The 20,985-nt window shown below is 60.4% G+C and carries 18 protein-coding genes; 9 read left to right on the top strand and 9 right to left on the bottom strand.

Annotation, left to right across the window (positions count from 1 at the left end; genetic code table 11):
* Window positions 1-216 precede the first annotated feature (216 nt).
* On the bottom strand, window positions 217-1,842 hold the full coding sequence (locus ACIGDJ_RS21030) for an ABC transporter substrate-binding protein (protein WP_397504607.1): 1,626 nt from the start codon (window positions 1,840-1,842) through the stop codon (window positions 217-219).
* Window positions 1,843-2,744: 902 nt separating this feature from the next.
* Window positions 2,745-3,461, bottom strand: a complete 717-nt coding sequence (locus ACIGDJ_RS21025; RefSeq protein WP_101159219.1) for an SIMPL domain-containing protein — start codon at window positions 3,459-3,461, stop codon at window positions 2,745-2,747.
* A gap of 272 nt (window positions 3,462-3,733) precedes the next feature.
* Here ACIGDJ_RS21025 and ACIGDJ_RS21020 point away from each other — a divergent pair, with 272 nt between their 5' ends.
* The 4 genes from ACIGDJ_RS21020 (at window position 3,734) to ACIGDJ_RS21005 (ending at window position 8,300) form a co-directional block, all read left to right on the top strand.
* A complete protein-coding gene (locus ACIGDJ_RS21020; protein ID WP_101159220.1) occupies window positions 3,734-4,993 on the top strand; it encodes an ATP-binding protein in 1,260 nt (419 codons plus the stop codon).
* Complete coding sequence (locus ACIGDJ_RS21015; RefSeq protein WP_003221630.1) at window positions 4,990-5,550, top strand: response regulator transcription factor; 561 nt, start codon at window positions 4,990-4,992, stop codon at window positions 5,548-5,550. The genes ACIGDJ_RS21020 and ACIGDJ_RS21015 overlap by 4 nt, the downstream gene beginning before the upstream one ends.
* Before the next feature lie 96 nt (window positions 5,551-5,646).
* Entirely contained in the window at window positions 5,647-7,374 is a 1,728-nt protein-coding gene (locus tag ACIGDJ_RS21010) for an ABC transporter ATP-binding protein/permease (protein WP_101159221.1), read from the top strand.
* A 176-nt stretch (window positions 7,375-7,550) separates the two neighbouring features.
* Window positions 7,551-8,300, top strand: a complete 750-nt coding sequence (locus tag ACIGDJ_RS21005) for a FadR/GntR family transcriptional regulator (protein WP_178081198.1) — start codon at window positions 7,551-7,553, stop codon at window positions 8,298-8,300.
* Window positions 8,301-8,303: 3 nt separating this feature from the next.
* Here the strand turns inward: ACIGDJ_RS21005 and ACIGDJ_RS21000 are convergent, their stop codons facing one another.
* Window positions 8,304-8,684 (bottom strand): hypothetical protein, encoded by a 381-nt coding sequence (locus ACIGDJ_RS21000; RefSeq protein WP_101159222.1) that lies wholly within the window; start codon window positions 8,682-8,684, stop codon window positions 8,304-8,306.
* Between the two features lie 298 nt (window positions 8,685-8,982).
* Here ACIGDJ_RS21000 and kdgD point away from each other — a divergent pair, with 298 nt between their 5' ends.
* The 5 genes from kdgD (at window position 8,983) to ACIGDJ_RS20975 (ending at window position 15,603) form a co-directional block, all read left to right on the top strand.
* Window positions 8,983-9,894 (top strand): 5-dehydro-4-deoxyglucarate dehydratase, encoded by a 912-nt coding sequence (gene kdgD / locus ACIGDJ_RS20995; protein WP_042557640.1) that lies wholly within the window; start codon window positions 8,983-8,985, stop codon window positions 9,892-9,894.
* Between the two features lie 71 nt (window positions 9,895-9,965).
* On the top strand, window positions 9,966-11,411 hold the full coding sequence (locus tag ACIGDJ_RS20990; protein WP_312995149.1) for an aldehyde dehydrogenase family protein: 1,446 nt from the start codon (window positions 9,966-9,968) through the stop codon (window positions 11,409-11,411).
* 164 nt (window positions 11,412-11,575) lie between these two features.
* Window positions 11,576-12,937 (top strand): MFS transporter, encoded by a 1,362-nt coding sequence (locus ACIGDJ_RS20985; protein ID WP_101159224.1) that lies wholly within the window; start codon window positions 11,576-11,578, stop codon window positions 12,935-12,937.
* A gap of 11 nt (window positions 12,938-12,948) precedes the next feature.
* On the top strand, window positions 12,949-14,502 hold the full coding sequence (gene garD / locus ACIGDJ_RS20980; protein ID WP_397480108.1) for a galactarate dehydratase: 1,554 nt from the start codon (window positions 12,949-12,951) through the stop codon (window positions 14,500-14,502).
* Between the two features lie 159 nt (window positions 14,503-14,661).
* A complete protein-coding gene (locus ACIGDJ_RS20975; RefSeq protein ID WP_101159226.1) occupies window positions 14,662-15,603 on the top strand; it encodes an AEC family transporter in 942 nt (313 codons plus the stop codon).
* Window positions 15,604-15,687: 84 nt separating this feature from the next.
* Here ACIGDJ_RS20975 and ACIGDJ_RS20970 read toward each other — a convergent pair whose 3' ends face one another.
* The 6 genes from ACIGDJ_RS20970 to gatC form a co-directional block, all read right to left on the bottom strand.
* Window positions 15,688-16,065 (bottom strand): carboxymuconolactone decarboxylase family protein, encoded by a 378-nt coding sequence (locus tag ACIGDJ_RS20970; RefSeq protein ID WP_101159227.1) that lies wholly within the window; start codon window positions 16,063-16,065, stop codon window positions 15,688-15,690.
* Window positions 16,062-17,138, bottom strand: coding sequence for a calcium/sodium antiporter (locus ACIGDJ_RS20965; RefSeq protein WP_397480110.1), 1,077 nt, complete (start codon window positions 17,136-17,138; stop codon window positions 16,062-16,064). Before ACIGDJ_RS20965 ends, ACIGDJ_RS20970 begins: the two co-directional genes overlap by 4 nt.
* A gap of 31 nt (window positions 17,139-17,169) precedes the next feature.
* Window positions 17,170-17,541 (bottom strand): septal ring lytic transglycosylase RlpA family protein, encoded by a 372-nt coding sequence (locus ACIGDJ_RS20960; RefSeq protein ID WP_101159228.1) that lies wholly within the window; start codon window positions 17,539-17,541, stop codon window positions 17,170-17,172.
* Between the two features lie 145 nt (window positions 17,542-17,686).
* A complete protein-coding gene (gene gatB, locus ACIGDJ_RS20955) occupies window positions 17,687-19,132 on the bottom strand; it encodes an Asp-tRNA(Asn)/Glu-tRNA(Gln) amidotransferase subunit GatB (protein WP_101159229.1) in 1,446 nt (481 codons plus the stop codon).
* A gap of 10 nt (window positions 19,133-19,142) precedes the next feature.
* Window positions 19,143-20,594 (bottom strand): Asp-tRNA(Asn)/Glu-tRNA(Gln) amidotransferase subunit GatA, encoded by a 1,452-nt coding sequence (gene gatA, locus ACIGDJ_RS20950; protein WP_397480109.1) that lies wholly within the window; start codon window positions 20,592-20,594, stop codon window positions 19,143-19,145.
* A 16-nt stretch (window positions 20,595-20,610) separates the two neighbouring features.
* Complete coding sequence (gene gatC / locus ACIGDJ_RS20945; RefSeq protein WP_024011606.1) at window positions 20,611-20,898, bottom strand: Asp-tRNA(Asn)/Glu-tRNA(Gln) amidotransferase subunit GatC; 288 nt, start codon at window positions 20,896-20,898, stop codon at window positions 20,611-20,613.
* Window positions 20,899-20,985 lie beyond the last annotated feature (87 nt).

Raw genomic sequence — 20,985 nt, 5'->3', positions numbered from 1 at the left:
GTACGGCAAACCGGTGGCCCACGCAGAAACTGGTCAGTACGCGACGGTAGGCACCGTGCTTCTGGCAGTAAATACGTAATTGCCTTAATGCTCGTAGGAAAAGTCGACGCGCCAATACCGAAGCAATCATCTACTACGGATTTTGGTGTAGGCCTTTTCCTGTTTACCCGGTAGATAAAACAACGGCGACGTCAGAAACGCCGCCGTTGCAATGCCTTACTTGCTGACGCTGACGCCGTAGAAAGAATTCAAGCCGAATGGGCTGATCTTGAAATCCTGCACGTTGGCGCGCATGGGTTGGTACACCGTCGAGTGAGCGATAGGTGTCATCGGGACTGCATCTTTGAGGACGTGTTGCGCCTGTTTGTACAGTTCGGTGCGCTTGCCCTGATCGGTCGTGCGTTTGGCTTCTTTCACCAGACCGTCGAACTTCTTGTCGCACCACTTGGAGAAGTTGTTGCCGCTGAGGGAGTCGCAGCCGAACAGCACGTTCAGCCAGTTGTCCGGATCACCATTGTCACCGCTCCAGCCAATGATCATGGCCTGGTTCTCGCCACCTTTGGAGCGCTTGATGTACTCGCCCCACTCGTAGCTGGTGATCTTCACTTTCAAGCCGATCTTGGCCCAGTCGGACTGGAGCATTTCAGCCATCAGTTTGGCGTTCGGGTTGTATGGACGCTGTACAGGCATCGCCCACAGGACGATCTCGGTACCTTCCTTGACGCCGGCTTCCTTGAGCAGCTGTTTGGCTTTCTCAGGATCGTACTTGGCGTCTTTGATCGTGGTGTCGTAAGACCACTGGGTCGGCGGCATGGCGTTGACGGCCAGCTGGCCCGCGCCCTGGTAAACCGAATCGATGATCTGCGGCTTGTTCACGGCCATGTCCAGCGCCTGACGCACACGCAGGTCAGCCAGCGGGTTGGCCTCGTTGCTGCCCTTGACCTTGTCCATCACGTTGTAGGCGATGTAGCCAAGGTTGAAGCCGGCCTGATCCGGCATCTTCAGCGACTTGTCTTCTTTGAGCGCTTTCAGATCCGCCGGACGCGGGAACAGGGTGACCTGGCACTCGTTCTTTTTCAGTTTCTGGATACGCACCGACGGGTCAGTGGTGATGGCAAAGATCAGGTTGTCGATCTTCACATCTTTAGGCTTCCAGTAATCCTTGTTGCCGGTGTAACGGATGTTCGAGTCTTTCTGGTAGCTCTTGAACACGAACGGGCCAGTGCCGATCGGCTTCTGGTTGATATCGGCGGCTTTGCCATCCTTGAGCAGTTGGGCCGCGTACTCGGCGGACTGCACGGAGGCGAAGCTCATCGCCATGTTCTGGATGAACGCGGCGTCGACTTCTTTCAGGGTGAACTTGACGGTGTGGTCGTCGACTTTATCGATCTTGGTGATGTTGGTGTCCATCCCCATGTCGGTGAAGTACGGGAATTCGGTCGGGTACGCCTTACGGAACGGGTCGTCCTTGTTGATCATGCGGTTGAACGTAAACAGCACGTCGTCGGCGTTGAATTCACGAGTCGGCTTGAAATACGGGGTGGTGTGGAACTTGACGCCTTCGCGCAGGTGGAAGGTGTAAGTCAGGCCATCGTCGGAAATGTCCCACTTGGTCGCCAGGCCAGGAATCACGGCGGTGCCGCCGCGCTCGAACTGGGTCAGGCGATTGAACATGGTTTCGGCTGAGGCGTCGAAGTCGGTTCCGGTGGTGTACTGGCCTGGGTCGAAACCGGCCGGGCTCCCTTCGGAGCAGAACACCAGGTTAGTCGCAGCGGATGCGAACGGTGCGGAGGCTAACAAGCCTGCGCCGACTAAAAACGGAATGACCGCGTGTTTAAGCATGTTGGCCTCATGATTTGTTGTCATTTTTTAGTAGTGAGGTACGACCTCGTGAGTCGTGCCTGCGGATACTTATGCAGGGGCCATACCCAATGCAAGATCCAGAGCGGTCGGCGGCGTTAAACCGTGGCACGAACGTACCTTAATGTCGCATCCGTGTAACTTTTGACGCATTTGACCGTTTGCGAGTGGTTTTTGCGGTGCATTCGGGGCACTGAAATGGTGCGTTGGAGGTGTCGGGTGCGCTTGGGTGGGGCTTGGTGTTACTTATTTATACCCTTGGGGATGGGCGAGGTTGAGAGGTTTTTGGGGTGGGCTTGGGTGGGGTGGATTGGGGCAGGGATCGGGGGAGTTTTACTTGGTGCAACTGGGTGTTTCCGTTGGTGGCACCTTGGCGGCCTTTGGGCCGACCAGGCTCTTGGGGGGTTGGGTGTATATCCGTTTCTGCGGGTGTTGCTGATTACGGTTTCGCCCTTACGGCGAGTCACCTTTTTCAAACGCCGGAGTGCCGGCCCAGCAAAAAGGTAACCCAAAACGCTTGCTCCTGCGTTCGGCCCTCGCAGGCTCGGGTTCCTTCGCTCCGGGACTGATCCGGGCGCAGCGGCTCCGGTTTGCTTCGCTGCACCTCCTTGCGCTGTGTCTGGCTGCGCCAGACGGTCGCTGCGCTCCCACGCCCTGATCAATCCCTCCACTCAGCCTTCCGACGTCGCCGGTGGATCAAGATCAAGAGCACTCGAGCTTGCGCTCATTGTGTAGGAGCTGCCGAAGGCTGCGATCTTTTGCTTTTGCTTTTCTGTGGAAGTGAGCCTGCTCGCGAAAGCGGTGGAACATTCACCACAAATCCCCGGCACAAAAAAACCGCCGATCATTCACCGATCGGCGGCTTTCATTCGGCTCACATCAAATCACTGCATCAACACTTCAATCGAGCCATCAGCGGTCATGCCGACCTGACTGGTGCCGGCTTCGACTTCCGGGGTTACCGGCGCCGAATCCATGGCCGCGGCTTTCATCATCATCGGCGCGCGCAGGTACGGTTGTGGGTAACCGTTGCTGTTGAGGTTCAGGTTGACGATTTTGTAGCCCTTGCCGCCCAGGGCGTCGGTGGCCAGTTGGGCGCGGGTCTTGAAGGCGGTGACGGCTTCTTTGAGCAGTTGGTCTTCGCTGGCCTTGCGGGTCGGGTCGGCGATGGCGAAGTCCATGCCGCCCATTTTCAGGTCGGTCAGCAACTCGCCGGTGAGTTTGGACAGGGCGGCGAAGTCGGTGCTTTCCAGGCGCAGTTCGGCGCGTTCACGCCAGCCGGTGATCTTCTGGCCTTTGGTGTCGTAGATCGGATAGCTGTTGCGGCTGCCGGTGCGCAGGGTGATGTCTTTGACTTGTTTGGCCTGGGCGGTGGCCTTGTTCATGGTGGTGCTGATGGCGGCGGCGAGTTTGGCCGGGTCGGTGTTCTGCTCTTCGGTGTAGAGGGTCACGATCATCTGGTCGCGGGCCACTTCCTGGCTGACTTCGGCGCGCAGGGAAATCTGGTTGTAATGCAGCTCATCGGCGGCCAGCGCCGGAAGGCTGGCGACGCTGCCGACGGTCAGAGCGAGGAGGGCGGCGCTGCGGCGAAATGTGTGCATGAAGGCTCCTTGAATGAGGCGCAGGTGATGGGTCGCGGCCTGCGTGAACCATCAGATTCTAACTTCTACGATCCGGTTCGCCCAGTTACAACTTCTATACAGTTGCCGGGGCAGCTGCGCAGCCCTTCGCGAGCAGGCTCGCTCCCACGATGCGTTGTATCAGCCGCCGGAGAAGAATTTGCCATGTGGTCGTTTGCCGCACTTTCGCCTCTCACGCCCGCGCCTTGGTTATACTCCGTGCGATCCGCCTGGAGCGCTCATCAGGAGAGCTCATGCTCGCCCCCGTACAACTGACTTCCGCCACTCGCCAGAACCTCTGGCGGCTGACTTTTATCCGCACCCTGGTGCTCGCCGCGCAGGCCGGGTCGGTGGGCCTGGCGTATTGGCTGCAATTGTTGCCGTTGCCGTGGGTGCAACTGGCGATGACCCTGGGCTGCTCGATTCTGCTCTGCGTGTTCACCGCTGTGCGCCTGCGCACGTCGTGGCCGGTGACCGAGCTTGAATATGCGCTGCAACTGGCCTGCGATCTGGTGATCCACAGTGCGCTGCTGTACTTCTCCGGCGGTTCGACCAACCCGTTCGTTTCCTATTATCTGGTGCCGCTGACCATCGCGGCGGTGACGCTGCCGTGGCGCTATTCGGTGATCCTCTCGGGCATTGCGCTGGCGCTGTACACCGTGATGCTGACGCGTTTCTATCCGCTGGAAACCTTGCCGGTAGCCCGCGAGAATCTGCAGATCTACGGCATGTGGCTGAGCTTTGCGCTGGCTGCTGCGGTGATTACCTTCTTCGCCGCGCGCATGGCTGAAGAGCTGCGCCGGCAAGAAGAATTGCGCGCAATTCGCCGTGAAGAGGGTCTGCGCGATCAGCAGTTACTCGCCGTTGCAACCCAGGCCGCCGGTGCCGCGCATGAGTTGGGCACGCCGCTGGCGACCATGAGCGTGCTGCTCAAGGAAATGCAGCAGGACCATCCCGACCCGATGTTGCAGGACGATCTCAAGGTGCTGCAGGATCAGGTCAAGTTGTGCAAGGAAACCTTGCAGCAACTGGTGCGTGCCGCCGAGGCCAACCGGCGTCTGGCAGTCGAAATGCAGGACGTCACCGACTGGCTCGATGAAGCGCTGAACCGCTGGCACTTGATGCGCCCGGAGGCCAGTTATCGCTTCCAGCGTCTCGGCCAGGGCAGCGTGCCGCGCATGGCGCCGCCGCCGGATCTGACCCAGGCGCTGCTCAATCTGCTGAACAATGCCGCCGACGCCTGCCCGGAAAACCTTCAGGTCACCCTGGATTGGGATGCGGAAACGCTGACCATCAGCATTCGCGACCACGGCGCCGGTGTGCCGCTGGCCATTGCCGAGCAGATCGGCAAACCGTTTTTTACCACCAAGGGCAAAGGTTTCGGCCTGGGCCTGTTTTTGAGCAAGGCCAGCGTGACACGCGCCGGCGGCTCAGTGAAACTCTATAGTCATGAGGAAGGCGGCACGCTCACCGAGCTGCGCCTGCCCCACGGCGCCCGAGGAGACCTAACATGAGTGACGAAATCCAAGTCGAAGGCGAAGAACTGCCGCATCTGCTGCTGGTCGACGACGACGCGACCTTCACCCGCGTGATGGCGCGCGCCATGGCCCGCCGTGGCTTTCGCGTCAGCACCGCCGGTTCCGCCGAAGAAGGCCTGACCATCGCCCAGGCCGATCTGCCGGATTACGCCGCGCTGGACCTGAAAATGGACGGTGACTCCGGACTTGTCCTGCTGCCCAAGCTGCTCGAACTTGATCCGGAAATGCGCGTGGTGATCCTCACCGGTTATTCGAGCATTGCCACTGCGGTCGAGGCGATCAAGCGCGGTGCCTGCAACTACCTGTGCAAGCCGGCCGACGCTGACGACGTGCTGGCTGCGTTGCTCTCCGAGCACGCCGACCTCGACAGTCTGGTGCCGGAAAACCCGATGTCGGTCGACCGCCTGCAGTGGGAGCACATCCAGCGCGTGCTCACCGAGCACGAAGGCAATATCTCTGCCACTGCCCGCGCCTTGGGCATGCACCGCCGCACCCTGCAGCGCAAACTGCAGAAGCGTCCGGTTCGTCGCTGAACCTGCGCTGAACGACTATCGCCAGCCCTCGCGATGAAACGCACCGATCATCTATGATCGGTGCGTGTCTGTTCTTATCTTTATCGAGCCTTATCCATGAATCAGAACGCTGAATACTCCGCGGTCAACGATGCTGTGCGCGGGCAGTTTTTTCGCAAAGTATGGGCGATGACCACGCCTTACTGGCGCAGTGAAGAGAAGGGCAAGGCCTGGACGTTGCTGATTGCCGTGATTGCGCTGACGTTGTTCAGCGTGGCCATCTCGGTGTGGATCAACAGTTGGTACAAGGATTTCTACAACGCCCTGCAAAAAAAGGATGAGGCGGCGTTCTGGCAGTTGATCCTGTATTTCTGCGGTATCGCTGCGGTAGCGATTCTTGGCGCGGTGTATCGCCTGTACCTGACGCAGATGCTGACCATCCGCTGGCGGGCGTGGCTGACCGAAAAGCACTTCAAGCGCTGGCTCGACCACAAGAACTATTACCAGCTGGAGCAGGGCGGTTACACCGATAACCCCGACCAGCGGATTTCCGAAGACCTCAATACCTACACCGCCAACACCCTGAGCCTGGGCCTCGGGCTGCTGCGCACGATTGTCAGTCTGGTGTCGTTCTCGATCATTTTGTGGGGCGTGTCCGGCAGCATCGAAGTGTTTGGCATCGAGATTCCAGGCTACATGTTCTGGTGTGCGCTGCTCTATGCAGCCGTCGGCAGTTGGCTGACGCACCTCATCGGCCGCCGCTTGATCGGCCTGAACAATCAGCAGCAACGCTTCGAGGCCGACCTGCGTTTCTCCATGGTGCGGGTGCGCGAGAATGCCGAGAGTATTGCGCTGTACAACGGCGAGCCGAATGAAAACCGCCGCTTGAGCAGCCGTTTCGGGCTGGTCTGGCACAACTTCTGGGACATCATGCGCGTGTCCAAGCGCCTGACGTTCTTCACGTCCGGTTATGGTCAGATCGCGATTATTTTCCCGTTCATTGTCGCGGCGCCGCGCTACCTGTCCGGCAAGATCGAGCTGGGCGAGCTGATGCAAATCAACTCGGCGTTCGGCAACGTGCAGGAGAACTTCAGCTGGTTCATCACCGCCTACTCGGATCTGGCTGCATGGCGCGCCACCTGTGATCGTCTGCTGAGTTTCCGTCAGGCGATGTCCGACAACGAACAGCGCACTCCGGCCATTGATGTGCAGAATCAGGGCAGCGAATTGCAAGTGAAGGGCCTCGGCCTTGACCTGGCTGACGGTCGTCACCTGCTGACCGACGCCGACATGACCGTTGAACCGGGTGAGCGGGTGATGCTCAGCGGGCGGTCCGGCAGTGGCAAATCCACATTGCTGCGGGCGATGGGGCATTTGTGGCCGGCGGGGCACGGCAATATTCGTTTGCCGGCAGCGCGCTATCTGTTCCTGCCGCAGAAACCTTATCTGCCGATCGGCACGTTGCGTGAAGCGCTGAGTTATCCACAGCCTGGCGACACCTACGCCCCGGAACGTTATGCACAAGTGCTGGAAACCTGTCGTTTGCCACACCTGGTCGGGCGGCTGGATGAAGCCAATCACTGGCAGCGCATGCTCTCGCCGGGTGAGCAGCAACGCCTGGCATTCGCCCGTGCACTTCTCTATGCACCGCAATGGCTGTACATGGACGAGGCGACTTCGGCGATGGATGAAGAAGATGAGGCGACGTTGTATCAGGCGCTGATTGATGAGATTCCCGGGTTGAGTATTGTCAGCGTCGGTCATCGAAGCAGTTTGAAACGATTCCATCCTCGGCATGTGCGGATCGACAGCGGGCATTTGGTGGAGCAACCCGTGACTGCCTGAACCCACGGATCCCTTGTAGGAGCTGCCGAAGGCTGCGATCTTTTGATTTTGAAAAGCCAAGATCAAAAGATCGCAGCCTTCGGCAGCTCCTACATGGAAGTCGTGTTGACGGTGATCGTACAACTCGCTTGAGCTATGATGGCGCCAAGCCGAACTTTCGAGACAAGACACAAACCATGGAAAAGCTGATCGACACCCCGCGCCTCCCTCGCAAGCGCCGCAGCCTCGCCCAGGAACTGGTGACGGTGTTGAGCGAGCAGATCCGCGATGGCCTGCTCAAGCGTGGCGACAAGTTGCCCACCGAATCGGCGATCATGGAAGCCCATGGCGTCAGCCGCACTGTGGTTCGCGAGGCAATTTCCCGTCTGCAGGCCGCCGGCCAGGTGGAAACCCGCCACGGCATTGGCACCTTTGTTCTCGATACGCCGAGCCCGAGCGGTTTCCGCATCGATCCGGCCACCGTCGTCACCCTGCGTGACGTCCTGGCAATCCTCGAATTGCGCATCAGCCTCGAAGTCGAATCCGCCGGCCTCGCCGCGCAACGTCGCAGCCCCGAACAATTGGCAACCATGCGCGCCGCCCTCGACGCGTTGAACGAAAGCGCCTCGCATGCCAGTGACGCGGTGTCGTCGGACTTCGCTTTCCACCTCGAAATTGCCCTGTCCACCGGCAACCGCTATTTCACCGACATCATGACCCACCTGGGCACCAGCATCATTCCGCGTACGCGGCTGAACTCGGCGCGCCTGGCCCATGATGATCAGCAGCACTACATGGGCCGGTTGAGCCGCGAGCATGAAGAAATCTACGACGCGATTGCCCGCCAGGATTCCGATGCCGCCCGTGCGGCGATGCGCCTGCATCTGACCAACAGCCGCGAAAGACTGCGCCAGGCCCATGAAGAGGCGCAGGCGCAGCGAGGCTGATTCTTACGCCTCTATGCGCATCCTCAGCGGCAGCGAATACGGCTCCATACTCGACTCGTCCCGAAACTTGTAGCGCAGCTCCACCTCGCGGTTCAGGTACGGTTGCAGCGCTTCTTTCGGCAGATGAACCTCGATGTCGAAAAGTTTTTCCATCTCGTCTTCGGCGTCGTCCCAGGCGCCCGTGTCCACTTCATCTCCTTCCCACTCGGGCTCCTCGGCGTCGCTGCCGAGAATCGCGTAGACGCTCCAGTTCGCCGCGAAATCGCTGGAATCCGGAATTTGTACGGTGAGGATGTCGGGCAATTGCGAGAGCTGAACGGTGACGCAGTCGTCCTGCGCTGTGGCGGTGGTTGTGAGGCTGGGGGCGGCAAAATGCATGAACATATCGGCTTCCTTTGAGTGGTCCGCCACGATCCTTCGTGGCAGCGGGCGTACTTTACGAGCCGCTCGTCCTTTGGCGATTAAACGAATCCAGACCAGATATTTCAGCCGGCAAATGCTGCCGGGACGGGCCTTTCATCGATTTTCCAACGTGCAGAAGTCGACTTTGTCCGACAAAAAAGTACTGCCAACGATGAAATGCAGTTGACGGTTATCTTTTAAGTTGTACGATGACCTACAACTTCGGCGAAGGCTGAACGGTCCACTCACAATAAAACGTTGCTACCAGGGTGTTCGAATAATGAATCCACAAGAACTGAAGTCCATCCTCTCTGCCGGCCTGCTGTCTTTCCCGGTAACCGATTTCAACGCGCAAGGCGATTTCAACCGCGCGGGCTACATCAAGCGCCTGGAATGGCTGGCTCCGTATGGCGCTTCGGCTCTGTTCGCAGCGGGCGGCACCGGTGAGTTCTTCTCCCTCGCTGCCAGCGAATACTCGGAAATCATCAAGACTGCCGTCGACACCTGCGAAACCAGCGTGCCGATTCTGGCCGGTGTCGGTGGTTCGACCCGTCAGGCCATCGAATACGCTCAGGAAGCCGAGCGTCTGGGCGCCAAAGGCCTGTTGTTGCTCCCGCACTACCTGACCGAAGCGAGCCAGGACGGTGTTGCCGCGCACGTTGAAGCCGTGTGCAAATCGGTGAAGATCGGCGTGGTCGTCTACAACCGCAACGTTTGCCGCCTCACTGCGCCGCTGCTGGAACGTCTGGCCGAGCGCTGCCCGAACCTGATCGGCTACAAGGACGGCCTGGGCGATATCGAGTTGATGGTGTCGATCCGTCGCCGCCTCGGTGATCGCTTCAGCTACCTGGGTGGTCTGCCGACCGCCGAAGTTTACGCCGCTGCCTACAAGGCGTTGGGCGTGCCGGTCTACTCCTCGGCGGTATTCAACTTCATCCCGAAAACCGCGATGGACTTCTACCATGCGATCGCTCGCGAAGATCACGCCACCGTTGGCAAGATCATCGACGACTTCTTCCTGCCGTACCTGGACATTCGTAACCGCAAGGCCGGTTACGCGGTGAGCATCGTCAAGGCAGGTGCAAAAATCGCCGGCTATGACGCAGGTCCGGTGCGTGCGCCGCTGACCGACCTGACCGGCGAAGAGTACGAAATGCTCGCTGCGCTGATCGACAAGCAAGGCGCGCAGTAAACGAGAAAAGCGAGGCCGCTGAGCAATCAGCGGCTTTTTGCGTAAAGGCTTTTAGAGTTGAGGGCTGCCCTGTGACAACTGCAAAACGCTACGACAACTACATCAATGGCGAATGGGTCGCCGGTGCCGATTACTCGGCCAACATCAACCCGTCCGAACTCAGCGACACCATCGGCGACTACGCCAAGGCTGACCTCACCCAGGTCAACGCCGCCATCGACGCGGCTCGCGCTGCGTTCCCGGCCTATTCCACTTCGGGCATTCAGGCCCGTCACGATTCGCTGGATAAAGTCGGCACCGAGATCCTCGCCCGTCGCGAAGAGCTCGGCACGCTGCTGGCCCGTGAAGAAGGCAAGACCCTGCCGGAGGCGATCGGTGAAGTGACCCGCGCCGGCAACATTTTCAAGTTCTTCGCCGGCGAATGCCTGCGCCTGTCCGGTGACTACGTGCCGTCGGTACGCCCGGGCGTCAACGTCGAAGTCACCCGCGAAGCGCTCGGCGTGGTCGGTCTGATCACGCCGTGGAACTTCCCGATCGCCATCCCGGCGTGGAAAATCGCTCCGGCCCTGGCCTACGGCAACTGCGTCGTGCTCAAACCTGCCGATCTGGTGCCGGGCTGCGCCTGGGCGCTGGCGGAAATCATCTCCCGCGCGGGCTTCCCGGCCGGTGTGTTCAACCTGGTAATGGGCAGCGGTCGTGTGGTTGGCGATGCGCTGGTGCAGAGCCCGAAAGTCGACGGCATCAGCTTCACCGGTTCGGTGGGCGTTGGGCGCCAGATCGCGGTCAACTGCGTTTCGCGTCAGGCCAAGGTTCAGTTGGAAATGGGCGGCAAGAACCCGCAGATCATTCTCGACGACGCCGACCTCAAGCAAGCGGTCGAGCTGTCGGTGCAGAGCGCGTTCTACTCCACCGGCCAGCGTTGCACCGCGTCGAGCCGTCTGATCGTGACTGCCGGCATTCATGACAAGTTCGTTGAGGCCATGGCCGAACGCATGAAGTCGATCAAGGTCGGCCACGCGCTGAAAGCCGGCACCGACATCGGTCCGGTGGTCTCCCAGGCGCAGCTTGAGCAGGACATGAAGTACATCGACATCGGCCAGTCCGAAGGTGCACGTCTGGTCAGTGGCGGTGGTGTGGTGACGTGCGATACCGAGGGTTACTTCCTCGCGCCAACCCTGTTTGCCGACAGCGAAGCGTCGATGCGCATCAGCCGCGAAGAGATCTTCGGCCCGGTCGCCAACGTCGTGCGCGTGGCGGACTACGACGCAGCATTGGCGATGGCCAACGACACCGAATTCGGTCTGTCGGCCGGCATCGCGACCACTTCGTTGAAGTACGCCAACCACTTCAAGCGCCACTCCCAGGCCGGGATGGTGATGGTCAACCTGCCGACCGCCGGTGTCGATTACCACGTACCGTTCGGTGGGCGTAAAGGCTCGTCCTACGGCTCGCGCGAGCAGGGGCGCTATGCGCAAGAGTTCTACACCGTGGTGAAAACCGCCTACGTAGGCTCCTGATACACGCAATACCCCTGTAGGAGCTGCCGAAGGCTGCGATCTTTTGATCCTGTTTTTAAGATCAAGATCAAAAGATCGCAGCCTTCGGCAGCTCCTACAGGGAATAAATGCAAGACCAAAGAAGCTTCACCCCGCATAAAAATAATCAGTGGGAGTACATCTGCATGCAATCCTCCAAGCCGACTCACGTCCGCTATTTGATCCTGCTCATGCTGTTTCTGGTGACCACGATCAACTACGCCGACCGTGCCACGATCGCCATTGCCGGCTCCAGCCTGCAGAAGGATCTGGGCATTGACGCCGTCACCCTCGGCTATATCTTTTCCGCATTCGGTTGGGCCTACGTGGCCGGGCAAATTCCCGGTGGCTGGCTGCTCGATCGCTTCGGCTCGAAAAAAGTCTATGCCCTGAGCATTTTCACCTGGTCGCTGTTCACCGTGCTGCAAGGCTTTGTCGGTGAGTTCGGCATGTCCACAGCAGTGGTTGCGCTGTTCATGCTGCGCTTCCTGGTGGGCCTGGCAGAAGCGCCATCGTTCCCCGGCAACGCGCGCATCGTTGCGGCGTGGTTCCCGACCGCTGAACGCGGCACCGCTTCGGCGATCTTTAACTCGGCGCAATACTTTGCCACCGTGTTGTTCGCGCCGCTGATGGGCTGGATCGTCTACAGCTTCGGCTGGGAGCACGTGTTCATCGTCATGGGTATCCTCGGTATCGTGTTCTCGCTGGTGTGGCTGAAAGTCATCTACAGCCCGCGCGAACACCCACGCGTCAACGAGGCCGAGTTCAAACACATCGCTGACAACGGCGGCATGGTCGACATGGATCAGAAGGGCAAGAAGTCCGACGGTCCGAAGTGGGATTACATCCGTCAGCTGCTGACCAACCGCATGATGCTTGGCGTGTATCTGGGCCAGTACTGCATCAACGGCATCACCTATTTCTTCCTGACCTGGTTCCCGGTGTATCTGGTGCAAGAGCGTGGCATGACCATTCTCAAGGCTGGTTTCATCGCTTCGTTGCCGGCGATCTGCGGCTTTATCGGCGGCGTGCTCGGTGGGGTGATTTCCGATTACCTGCTGCGCAAGGGCCATTCACTGACCTTCGCCCGCAAGGCGCCGATCATCGCCGGCCTGCTGGTGTCGAGCAGCATCGTGGCGTGCAACTATGTTGACGTGGAATGGATGGTCGTGGGCTTCATGGCGCTGGCATTCTTCGGCAAAGGGGTTGGCGCACTGGGCTGGGCGGTGGTTTCCGACACCTCGCCAAAACAGATCGCCGGTCTGAGCGGTGGTCTGTTCAACACCTTCGGCAACATCGCTTCGATTACCACGCCGATCGTGATCGGCTACATCATCAGCTCCACCGGTTCGTTCAAGTGGGCGCTGGTGTTCGTCGGTGCCAACGCACTGGTCGCGGTGTTCAGCTATCTGGTAATCGTCGGCCCGATCAAGCGTGTGGTCTTGAAAGAGCCGCCAGCGAAGGGTGGCAATGAAGTCACCGGTAATTTGTCTCAAGCGCATTCCTGAGGAGCGGCGTCATGCAGTTGATTGAACATTCCGACTCGCCGCGCTACATCCGCCTGCACGAGCGGGATAACGTTGTAGTGGTGGTCAACGATCAGGGCGTACCGGCCGGTACCGAGTTTGCCGATGGCCTGGTCACCGTGGATTTCGTACCGCAGAGCCACAAGGTCACCTTGGAGGATATTCCCCAAGGCGGCGCGGTGATTCGTTACGGGCAGATCATCGGTTACGCCTTGCAGCCGATCCGTCGCGGCAGTTGGGTCAAGGAAGATCAATTGCGCATGCCGACCGCGCCGCCGCTGGACAGCCTGCCGCTGTCCACCGACGTGCCGGACGCGCAGGCGCCGCTGGAAGGCTTCACCTTCGAGGGTTACCGCAACGCCGACGGCACCGTCGGTACGCGCAACATTCTCGGCATCACCACCACCGTGCAGTGCGTCACCGGCGTGCTCGATCACGCGGTGAAAAGGATCAAGGAAGAGCTGCTGCCCAAGTACCCGAACGTCGATGACGTAGTGGCGCTGACCCACAGTTATGGCTGCGGCGTGGCGATCACCGCCACCGACGCCTACATTCCGATCCGCACCGTGCGCAATCTGGCGCGCAACCCGAACCTGGGCGGCGAGGCGCTGGTGATCAGCCTGGGCTGCGAGAAATTGCAGGCCGGGCAGGTGATGCACGAGGACGATGCCTCGGTGGACCTCACTGATCCGTGGCTGTATCGCTTGCAGGACTCCAGTCACGGCTTCACCGAAATGATTGAGCAGATCATGGAACTGGCCGAAGTCCGTTTGAAGAAACTCGACCAGCGCCGCCGCGAAACGGTGCCCGCGTCCGAGCTGATTCTCGGGATGCAATGCGGCGGCAGCGATGCATTTTCCGGCATCACCGCCAACCCGGCGCTGGGTTATGCCTCGGATTTGCTGTTGCGCGCGGGGGCGACGGTGATGTTTTCCGAAGTCACCGAAGTGCGCGATGCGATCTACCTGCTGACCTCCCGGGCGCAGACGCAAACCGTCGCGCAAGAGCTGGTGCGCGAAATGGACTGGTACGACCGTTACCTGGCCAAGGGCGAGGCCGATCGCAGTGCCAACACCACGCCGGGCAACAAGAAGGGTGGCTTATCGAACATTGTCGAGAAGTCGCTGGGTTCGATCGTCAAGTCGGGCAGCAGCGCGATCAACGGCGTGCTCGGCCCGGGCGAGCGCTTCAAGCAGAAGGGTTTGATTTTCTGTGCGACGCCGGCCAGCGATTTTGTCTGCGGCACCTTGCAACTGGCAGCCGGGATGAACCTGCATGTGTTCACCACCGGGCGTGGCACACCTTACGGGCTGGCGATGGCGCCAGTGGTCAAGGTCTCGACACGAACCGAACTGGCGCAGCGCTGGCCGGATCTGATCGACATCGATGCCGGGCGCATTGCGACCGGGCGCGCGACCATCGAGGAATTGGGCTGGGAGCTGTTTCACTACTATCTGGATGTGGCGAGCGGCAAGCAACAGACCTGGGCGGAGAAGCACAAGCTGCATAACGACATCACCTTGTTCAACCCGGCGCCGATTACCTGAGACCGAGTTGCCTTGAAAAGATCGCAGCCTGCGGCAGCTCCTACCTTGGAATGCGTTTTTTCCTGTAGGAGCTGCCGCAGGCTGCGATCTTTTGATCTTCAATAGAGTTCAGTGGCTTATCATTAGCCCCCTATCGACGCTCACCCAAGGCTCTCCGGCATGCTGGCAATCTTTCTTGAAACCCTGAACATCACCGCGCCGGTGTTTGCCATGCTGTTTCTCGGTGTGCTGCTCAAGCGCATCGACTGGATCAACGACAACTTCATCCACACCGCCTCGTCGCTGGTCTTCAACGTCACCATGCCGGCGCTGCTGTTTCTCGGCATCCTCCATGCGGACCTGCACGCCGCGCTGCAACCGTCGCTACTGATCTACTTTTCCCTCGCTACCCTGGTGAGTTTCGCTGTCGCCTGGGGCTGGGCGATTTTCAGGTGTCCGCGTGAAGATCGCGGCATCTACACCCAAGGCGCGTTTCGTGGCAACAACGGCGTGATCGGTCTGGCGCTCGCCGCCAGCATGTATGGCGATTACGGCATCTCCCTCGGAGCGATTCTCGCGGCGCTGGTGATCCTGTTCTACAACACCCTGTCGACCATCGTCCTGGCGGTGTATAGCCCGGTGATCAAGTCCGATCCGTGGAGCATCTGCAAAAGCGTGTTCAGCAATCCGTTGATCATCAGCGTGATTTCCGCTGCGCCGTTTGCTTACTTCAAGATCGGACTGCCGGGCTGGCTGGAAACCTCCGGCCAGTATCTGGCCCAGACCACGTTGCCGTTGGCGCTGATTTGTATCGGCGGCACGCTGTCACTCGCGGCGTTGCGCAAGAGCGGCAAGATGGCGCTCAGTTCCAGTCTGGTGAAAATGGTCGGTTTACCCGTGCTGGCGACACTGGGGGCATGGTTGTGGGGCTTTCGTGGGGCAGAGCTGGGGATTCTGTTTCTGTACTTTGGCAGCCCGACGGCGGCGGCAAGTTTCGTCATGGCCCGGGCAGCGCAGGGCAATCATGAGCTGGCGGCGGCGATCATCGTGCTGACCACCTTGATGGCGGCGATTACCACCAATGTCGGGATCTTTGTGTTGCAGTGGGGTGGATGGATCTAAAGGCAAGATCAAAAGATCGCAGCCTTCGGCAGCTCCTACATGGAAATGCGGTCTCCTGTAGGCGCTGCCGAAGGCTGCGATCTTTTAGCTTTTCTGGTAAGTGTCGATCACTTCCTGCGCCGCGCGAAACGCATCGATCGCCGCCGGCACCCCGGCATACACCGCGCAATGCAGCAGCGCCTCGCGAATCTCCTCCACGCTGCAGCCATTGTTCAGCGCGCCGCGCACGTGGCCCTTCAACTCCTGGGGGCACTTCAATGCGGTCAGGGCGGCGAGGGTAATCAGGCTGCGGGTTTTCAGCGGCAAACCTTCGCGATTCCAGACTCCGCCCCACGCATGTTCATTGACGAAATCCTGCAACGGCTGGGTGAACTCAGTGGCGTTGCCCAGCGCGCGATCAACAAAGGCATCGCCCATGACCTGACGACGGATTTCAATCCCGGACTGCTTCGATTCGCTCATGGCACATCTCTCTTGTGGTGTTGGCGACGCCAGGCGCGGATCGACGTGAACAGCAGAAACGTCAGCAGCGCCGGCAAGACATAAAACAGCATCAAGCGCTCGAGCTTGCCGGCCAGCGGCATGCCGGTGGTGAACGAGACCACATGCAGCCCGTAGACCAGATACAAACCGAGCAGCAGCAAGCCTTCAGCCCGCGTCACGCGATAGCCGGAATAGAACACCGGCAGACACAGCGCAGCCACGGCGAGCATCACCGGCAGGTCGAAATCCAGCGCATTGGGCGATACGGACAACGGCGCCGGTGCGAGCAACGCGGTCAGCCCGAGCACCCCGAGCAGGTTGAACAGATTGGCGCCGATCACGTTGCCCACGGCAATGTCGCGCTGCCCGCGCAACGCGGCGATCAGCGAGGTCGCCAGTTCCGGCAGCGAGGTGCCGACCGCGACCACGGTCAGACCGATGACCCGTTCCGACAGGCCCAGGTCGGTGGCCACGGCCACAGCGGCGCCGAGCAGCAAACGACCGGCGAACACCAGCATGGCCAGGCCAGCGAGAATCATCAGCACACTGATCAGCCAGGATTGCCGAGTCTCCTGCGGTCGTGTGCCATGCGGGCGGGTCGAATGTCGCGACTGGCGCAGCAGCAAGCCGAGGTACAGCGCCAAGGCGCCGAGCAGCAGGATGCCGTCGAAACGCCCCAGGTCCTTGTTCCAGGCCAGGATGAATACCAGCAGGCTGGCGCCGATCATCAGCGGGATATCCAGGCGCACCAATTGTCGCGACACGCGCAGCGGGATGATCAGCGCCGACAGGCCGAGGGTCACCAGAATGTTGAAGATGCCGCTGCCGACCACGCTGCCGACGGCGATGTCGGGGTTGTCCGTCAGCGCCGCTTGCAGGCTGACGGTCATTTGCGGCGCGCTGCTGCCGAGGGCGACGATCGTCAGACCGATGATCAGCGGGCGCACATGCAGACGCTCGGCCAGACGTACGGCGGCGCGCACCATCAGCTCGGCGCCGATGATCAGAAGACACAGGCCGCTGAGCAGTTCGATGACGTTGATCAGCGGCAGATCGGCTAGTCCGAAAATGGTCGGTGCTCCATCAGTCGAGGGCCTGCACGCGAACCCGTGCGGTGCCGCTGCGCAGCATGCCGATTTCATCGGCGGCCTCGCGCGACAGATCGATCAGCCGGCCACGGGTGTGCGGGCCACGGTCATTGATGCGGACCACGACTGATTCGTCGTTTTTCAGGTTGGTGACTTTCACCCGCGTGCCGAACGGCAACTGGCGGTGGGCGGCAGTCAGAGAATGCTGGTTGAACGCTTCGCCGCTGGCGGTGCGTTTACCGTGGTGTCTGGCTCCGTAATAGGAGGCGACGCCGGTCTGGTCGTAACCGTGCGGGTCGATGGTGTCGGTACTGGCGCAACCGGCCAGCAGGGAGAGCAGGGCGCAGGCGCCGAGCAAACGTTTCATTGAAATACTCCAAAGTGATCGTTCCCACGCTCCGGCGTGGGAATGCATCCCGTGACGCTCTGCGTCATACCGCAATGGACGCGGAGCGTCCGGGGCGGCATTCCCACACAGAGCGTGGGAACGATCCCCGAGCGCGGGGCCGGAATCAGCCTTCGAGCTTGCTTTTCAGCAATTCGTTCACCTGCTGCGGGTTGGCCTTGCCTTTGGAGGCTTTCATGGCCTGGCCGACGAAGAAGCCGAACATTTTGCCGCGTTTGGCTTCGTCTGCCGCGCGGTACTGTTCGACCTGTTCGGCGTTGGCCGCGAGCATTTCGTCGAGCACGGCGGAGATCGCGCCGGTATCGGTCACCTGCTTCAGGCCACGCTTTTCAATGATTTCGTCAGCGTTGCCTTCGCCGTTGGCCATCGCTTCGAACACCACTTTGGCGATCTTGCCGGAGATGGTGTTGTCCTTGATGCGCTGCAGCATGCCGCCCAGCTGTTGCGCGGAAACCGGCGACTCGTCGATGTCCAGGCCCTGCTTGTTGAGCAGGCTGCCCAACTCGACCATCACCCAGTTCGCCGCCAGTTTCGCGTCGCCACCGATGGCCGCGACTTTCTCGAAGTAATCCGCTTGCTCACGGCTGGTGGCCAGCACGTTGGCGTCATAGGCCGACAGACCGAACTGGCTCTGGAAGCGCTCGCGCTTTTGCGGTGGCAGTTCCGGCAGGGTGGCGCGGACTTCGCCGAGGAACGATTCTTCGATGACCACCGGCAGCAGGTCCGGATCGGGGAAGTAACGGTAGTCGTTGGCTTCCTCTTTCGAACGCATCGGACGGGTCTCGTCCTTGTTCGGATCGTACAGACGGGTCTGCTGGATCACTTTGCCGCCGTCTTCGATCAGCTCGATCTGGCGCTGGATCTCGGAGTTGATCGCCTTCTCGATGAAGCGGAACGAGTTGACGTTCTTGATCTCGCAGCGCGTGCCGAATTCAACCTGACCTTTCGGACGGATCGACACGTTGCAGTCGCAACGCAGCGAACCTTCAGCCATGTTGCCGTCACAAATGCCGAGGTAACGTACGAGCGCGTGGATCGCCTTGACGTAAGCCACGGCCTCCTTGGCGCTGCGCATGTCCGGCTCGGAAACGATTTCCAGCAGCGGCGTGCCGGCACGGTTCAGGTCGATGCCGGTGGCGCCGTTGAATTCTTCGTGCAGGCTCTTGCCGGCGTCTTCTTCCAGGTGCGCACGGGTGATGCCGACACGTTTGACCGTGCCATCTTCCAGGGCGATGTCCAGGTGGCCTTTACCGACGATCGGCAATTCCATCTGGCTGATCTGGTAGCCCTTCGGCAAGTCCGGGTAGAAGTAGTTCTTGCGCGCGAACACGTTGTGCTGACCGATCTCGGCGTCAATCGCCAGACCGAACATCACTGCCATGCGCACCGCTTCCTGGTTCAGCACCGGCAACACGCCGGGCATGCCCAGATCGATCAGGCTGGCCTGAGTGTTAGGCTCGGAGCCGAACGTGGTGGAACTACCGGAAAAGATTTTCGACCGGGTGGTGAGCTGAGTGTGAATCTCCAGCCCGATCACGACTTCCCATTGCATGTGTGTCTCCTCAGAAGCCGGTTGGGGTGCGGGTGTGCCAGTCAGTGTTGAGCTGATACTGGTGGGCAACGTTCAACAGGCGGCCTTCCTGGAAATACGGCGCGAGCAACTGCACGCCCACCGGCAGACCGTCGACAAAACCGGCCGGCATCGACAGGCCCGGCAGGCCGGCGAGGTTGGCGGTGATGGTGTAGACGTCTTCCAGATAGGCAGCGACCGGGTCGCTGTTCTTCGCGCCGAGTTTCCAGGCCGGGTTCGGCGTGGTCGGGCCGAGGATGATGTCGACTTCATTGAACGCCGCCATGAAATCGTTCTTCACCAGACGACGGATCTTCTGCGCTTTCAGGTAGTAGGCATCGTAGTAACCGGCGGACAGCGCATAGGCACCGACCATGATCCGGCGCTGCACTTCAGGGCCGAAACCTTCGCCACGGGAGCGCTTGTACAGGTCGATGAGGTTTTCCGGGTTCTCGCAGCGGTGGCCGAAACGCACGCCGTCGAAACGCGACAGGTTCGAAGAAGCCTCTGCCGGGGCGATCACGTAGTACGCCGGAATCGCATGCTGCATGTTCGGCAGGCTGATTTCCTTGATGACCGCACCGAGCTTCTGCAACTGCTGGATGCTGTTCTGGATCAGTTCGGCGATGCGCGGGTCGAGACCGGCGCTGAAGTATTCCTTCGGCACGCCGATGCGCAGGCCTTGCAGGGAATCGCCGAGGCTGGCGGAGTAATCCGGTACTGGCTCATCGATGCTGGTCGAATCGTTCTGATCGAAACCGGCCATGCCTTGCAGCAGGATTGCGCAGTCTTCAGCGGTGCGCGCGAGCGGGCCACCCTGATCGAGGCTGGAAGCGTAGGCGATCATGCCCCAGCGCGAAACGCGACCGTAGGTCGGTTTCAGGCCGGTGAGGTTGGTGAATGCCGCCGGCTGACGGATCGAGCCGCCAGTGTCGGTGGCGGTCGCGGCAGGCAACAGGCGAGCAGCGACAGCGGCGGCCGAACCACCGGACGATCCGCCCGGCACGTGTTCCAGATTCCACGGGTTTTTCACCGCGCCGTACCAGCTCGACTCGTTGGCCGAACCCATGGCGAATTCGTCCATGTTGGTCTTGCCCAGTGTCACTGCACCGGCAGCGGCCAGTTTCGCGACCACGGTGGCGTCATACGGTGCTTTGAAGTTGTCGAGCATCTTCGAGCCGCAGCTGGTGCGGATGCCCTGGGTGCAGAGCAGGTCTTTGTGGGCGATCGGCGCGCCGAGCAGGGCGCCGCTCTCACCATTGGCCCGGCGTGCATCGGCGGCTTTCGCCTGCTCGATGGCCAGATCCTCGGTGAGGCTGATGAAACTGTTGAGCTGCGGGTCGAGCTGGGTGATACGCGCCAGCAGGACTTTGGTCAGCTCTTCGGAGGAAAACTTTTTATCGGCGAGACCGCGGGCGATCTCGGCCAGAGTCATTTGATGCATTGCAGGCTCTTTCCCTTTAGTCGATGACTTTCGGAACCAGATACAGGCCGTTTTCGACCGCTGGTGCGATGGACTGGTAAGCCTCGCGATTATTCGTCTCGGTCACCACGTCGGCGCGCAGGCGCTGACTGGCTTCCAGGGGGTGGGCCAACGGCTCGATACCGTCGGTATCAACGGCCTGCATTTCGTCGACCAGCCCGAGAATGCTGTTGAGGGCGGAAGTAATGTGCGGAAGATCGGCATCGTTGAGGCCAAGGCAGGCCAGGTGCGCGATTTTTTCCACGTCGGAGCGTTCTAGCGCCATCGGGATTCTCCAGTGGAAAACAGAACGGACGGCGTCCGTGTGTTAGATTGTCGGAACACTACCGCACTTCTACGGTCATAAGGCCGC

It is taken from the genome of Pseudomonas sp. NPDC079367, from assembly GCF_044542195.1.
GTDB lineage: Bacteria > Pseudomonadota > Gammaproteobacteria > Pseudomonadales > Pseudomonadaceae > Aquipseudomonas.
The sequence above is the reverse complement of the archived record's forward strand: the minus strand, read 5'-3'. Positions and strand labels throughout refer to the sequence as shown.

Excerpts from the sequence above, each read along its gene's own strand:
- ACIGDJ_RS21030 (WP_397504607.1), bottom strand. The coding sequence starts at position 1,842 with ATGCTTAAACACGCGGTCATTCCGTTTTTAGTCGGCGCAGGCTTGTTA.
- ACIGDJ_RS21025 (WP_101159219.1), bottom strand. The coding sequence starts at position 3,461 with ATGCACACATTTCGCCGCAGCGCCGCCCTCCTCGCTCTGACCGTCGGC.
- ACIGDJ_RS21020 (WP_101159220.1), top strand. The coding sequence starts at position 3,734 with ATGCTCGCCCCCGTACAACTGACTTCCGCCACTCGCCAGAACCTCTGG.
- ACIGDJ_RS21015 (WP_003221630.1), top strand. The coding sequence starts at position 4,990 with ATGAGTGACGAAATCCAAGTCGAAGGCGAAGAACTGCCGCATCTGCTG.
- ACIGDJ_RS21010 (WP_101159221.1), top strand. The coding sequence starts at position 5,647 with ATGAATCAGAACGCTGAATACTCCGCGGTCAACGATGCTGTGCGCGGG.
- ACIGDJ_RS21005 (WP_178081198.1), top strand. The coding sequence starts at position 7,551 with ATGGAAAAGCTGATCGACACCCCGCGCCTCCCTCGCAAGCGCCGCAGC.
- ACIGDJ_RS21000 (WP_101159222.1), bottom strand. The coding sequence starts at position 8,684 with ATGTTCATGCATTTTGCCGCCCCCAGCCTCACAACCACCGCCACAGCG.
- kdgD (WP_042557640.1), top strand. The coding sequence starts at position 8,983 with ATGAATCCACAAGAACTGAAGTCCATCCTCTCTGCCGGCCTGCTGTCT.
- ACIGDJ_RS20985 (WP_101159224.1), top strand. The coding sequence starts at position 11,576 with ATGCAATCCTCCAAGCCGACTCACGTCCGCTATTTGATCCTGCTCATG.
- garD (WP_397480108.1), top strand. The coding sequence starts at position 12,949 with ATGCAGTTGATTGAACATTCCGACTCGCCGCGCTACATCCGCCTGCAC.
- ACIGDJ_RS20975 (WP_101159226.1), top strand. The coding sequence starts at position 14,662 with ATGCTGGCAATCTTTCTTGAAACCCTGAACATCACCGCGCCGGTGTTT.
- ACIGDJ_RS20970 (WP_101159227.1), bottom strand. The coding sequence starts at position 16,065 with ATGAGCGAATCGAAGCAGTCCGGGATTGAAATCCGTCGTCAGGTCATG.
- ACIGDJ_RS20960 (WP_101159228.1), bottom strand. The coding sequence starts at position 17,541 with ATGAAACGTTTGCTCGGCGCCTGCGCCCTGCTCTCCCTGCTGGCCGGT.
- gatB (WP_101159229.1), bottom strand. The coding sequence starts at position 19,132 with ATGCAATGGGAAGTCGTGATCGGGCTGGAGATTCACACTCAGCTCACC.
- gatA (WP_397480109.1), bottom strand. The coding sequence starts at position 20,594 with ATGCATCAAATGACTCTGGCCGAGATCGCCCGCGGTCTCGCCGATAAA.
- gatC (WP_024011606.1), bottom strand. The coding sequence starts at position 20,898 with ATGGCGCTAGAACGCTCCGACGTGGAAAAAATCGCGCACCTGGCCTGC.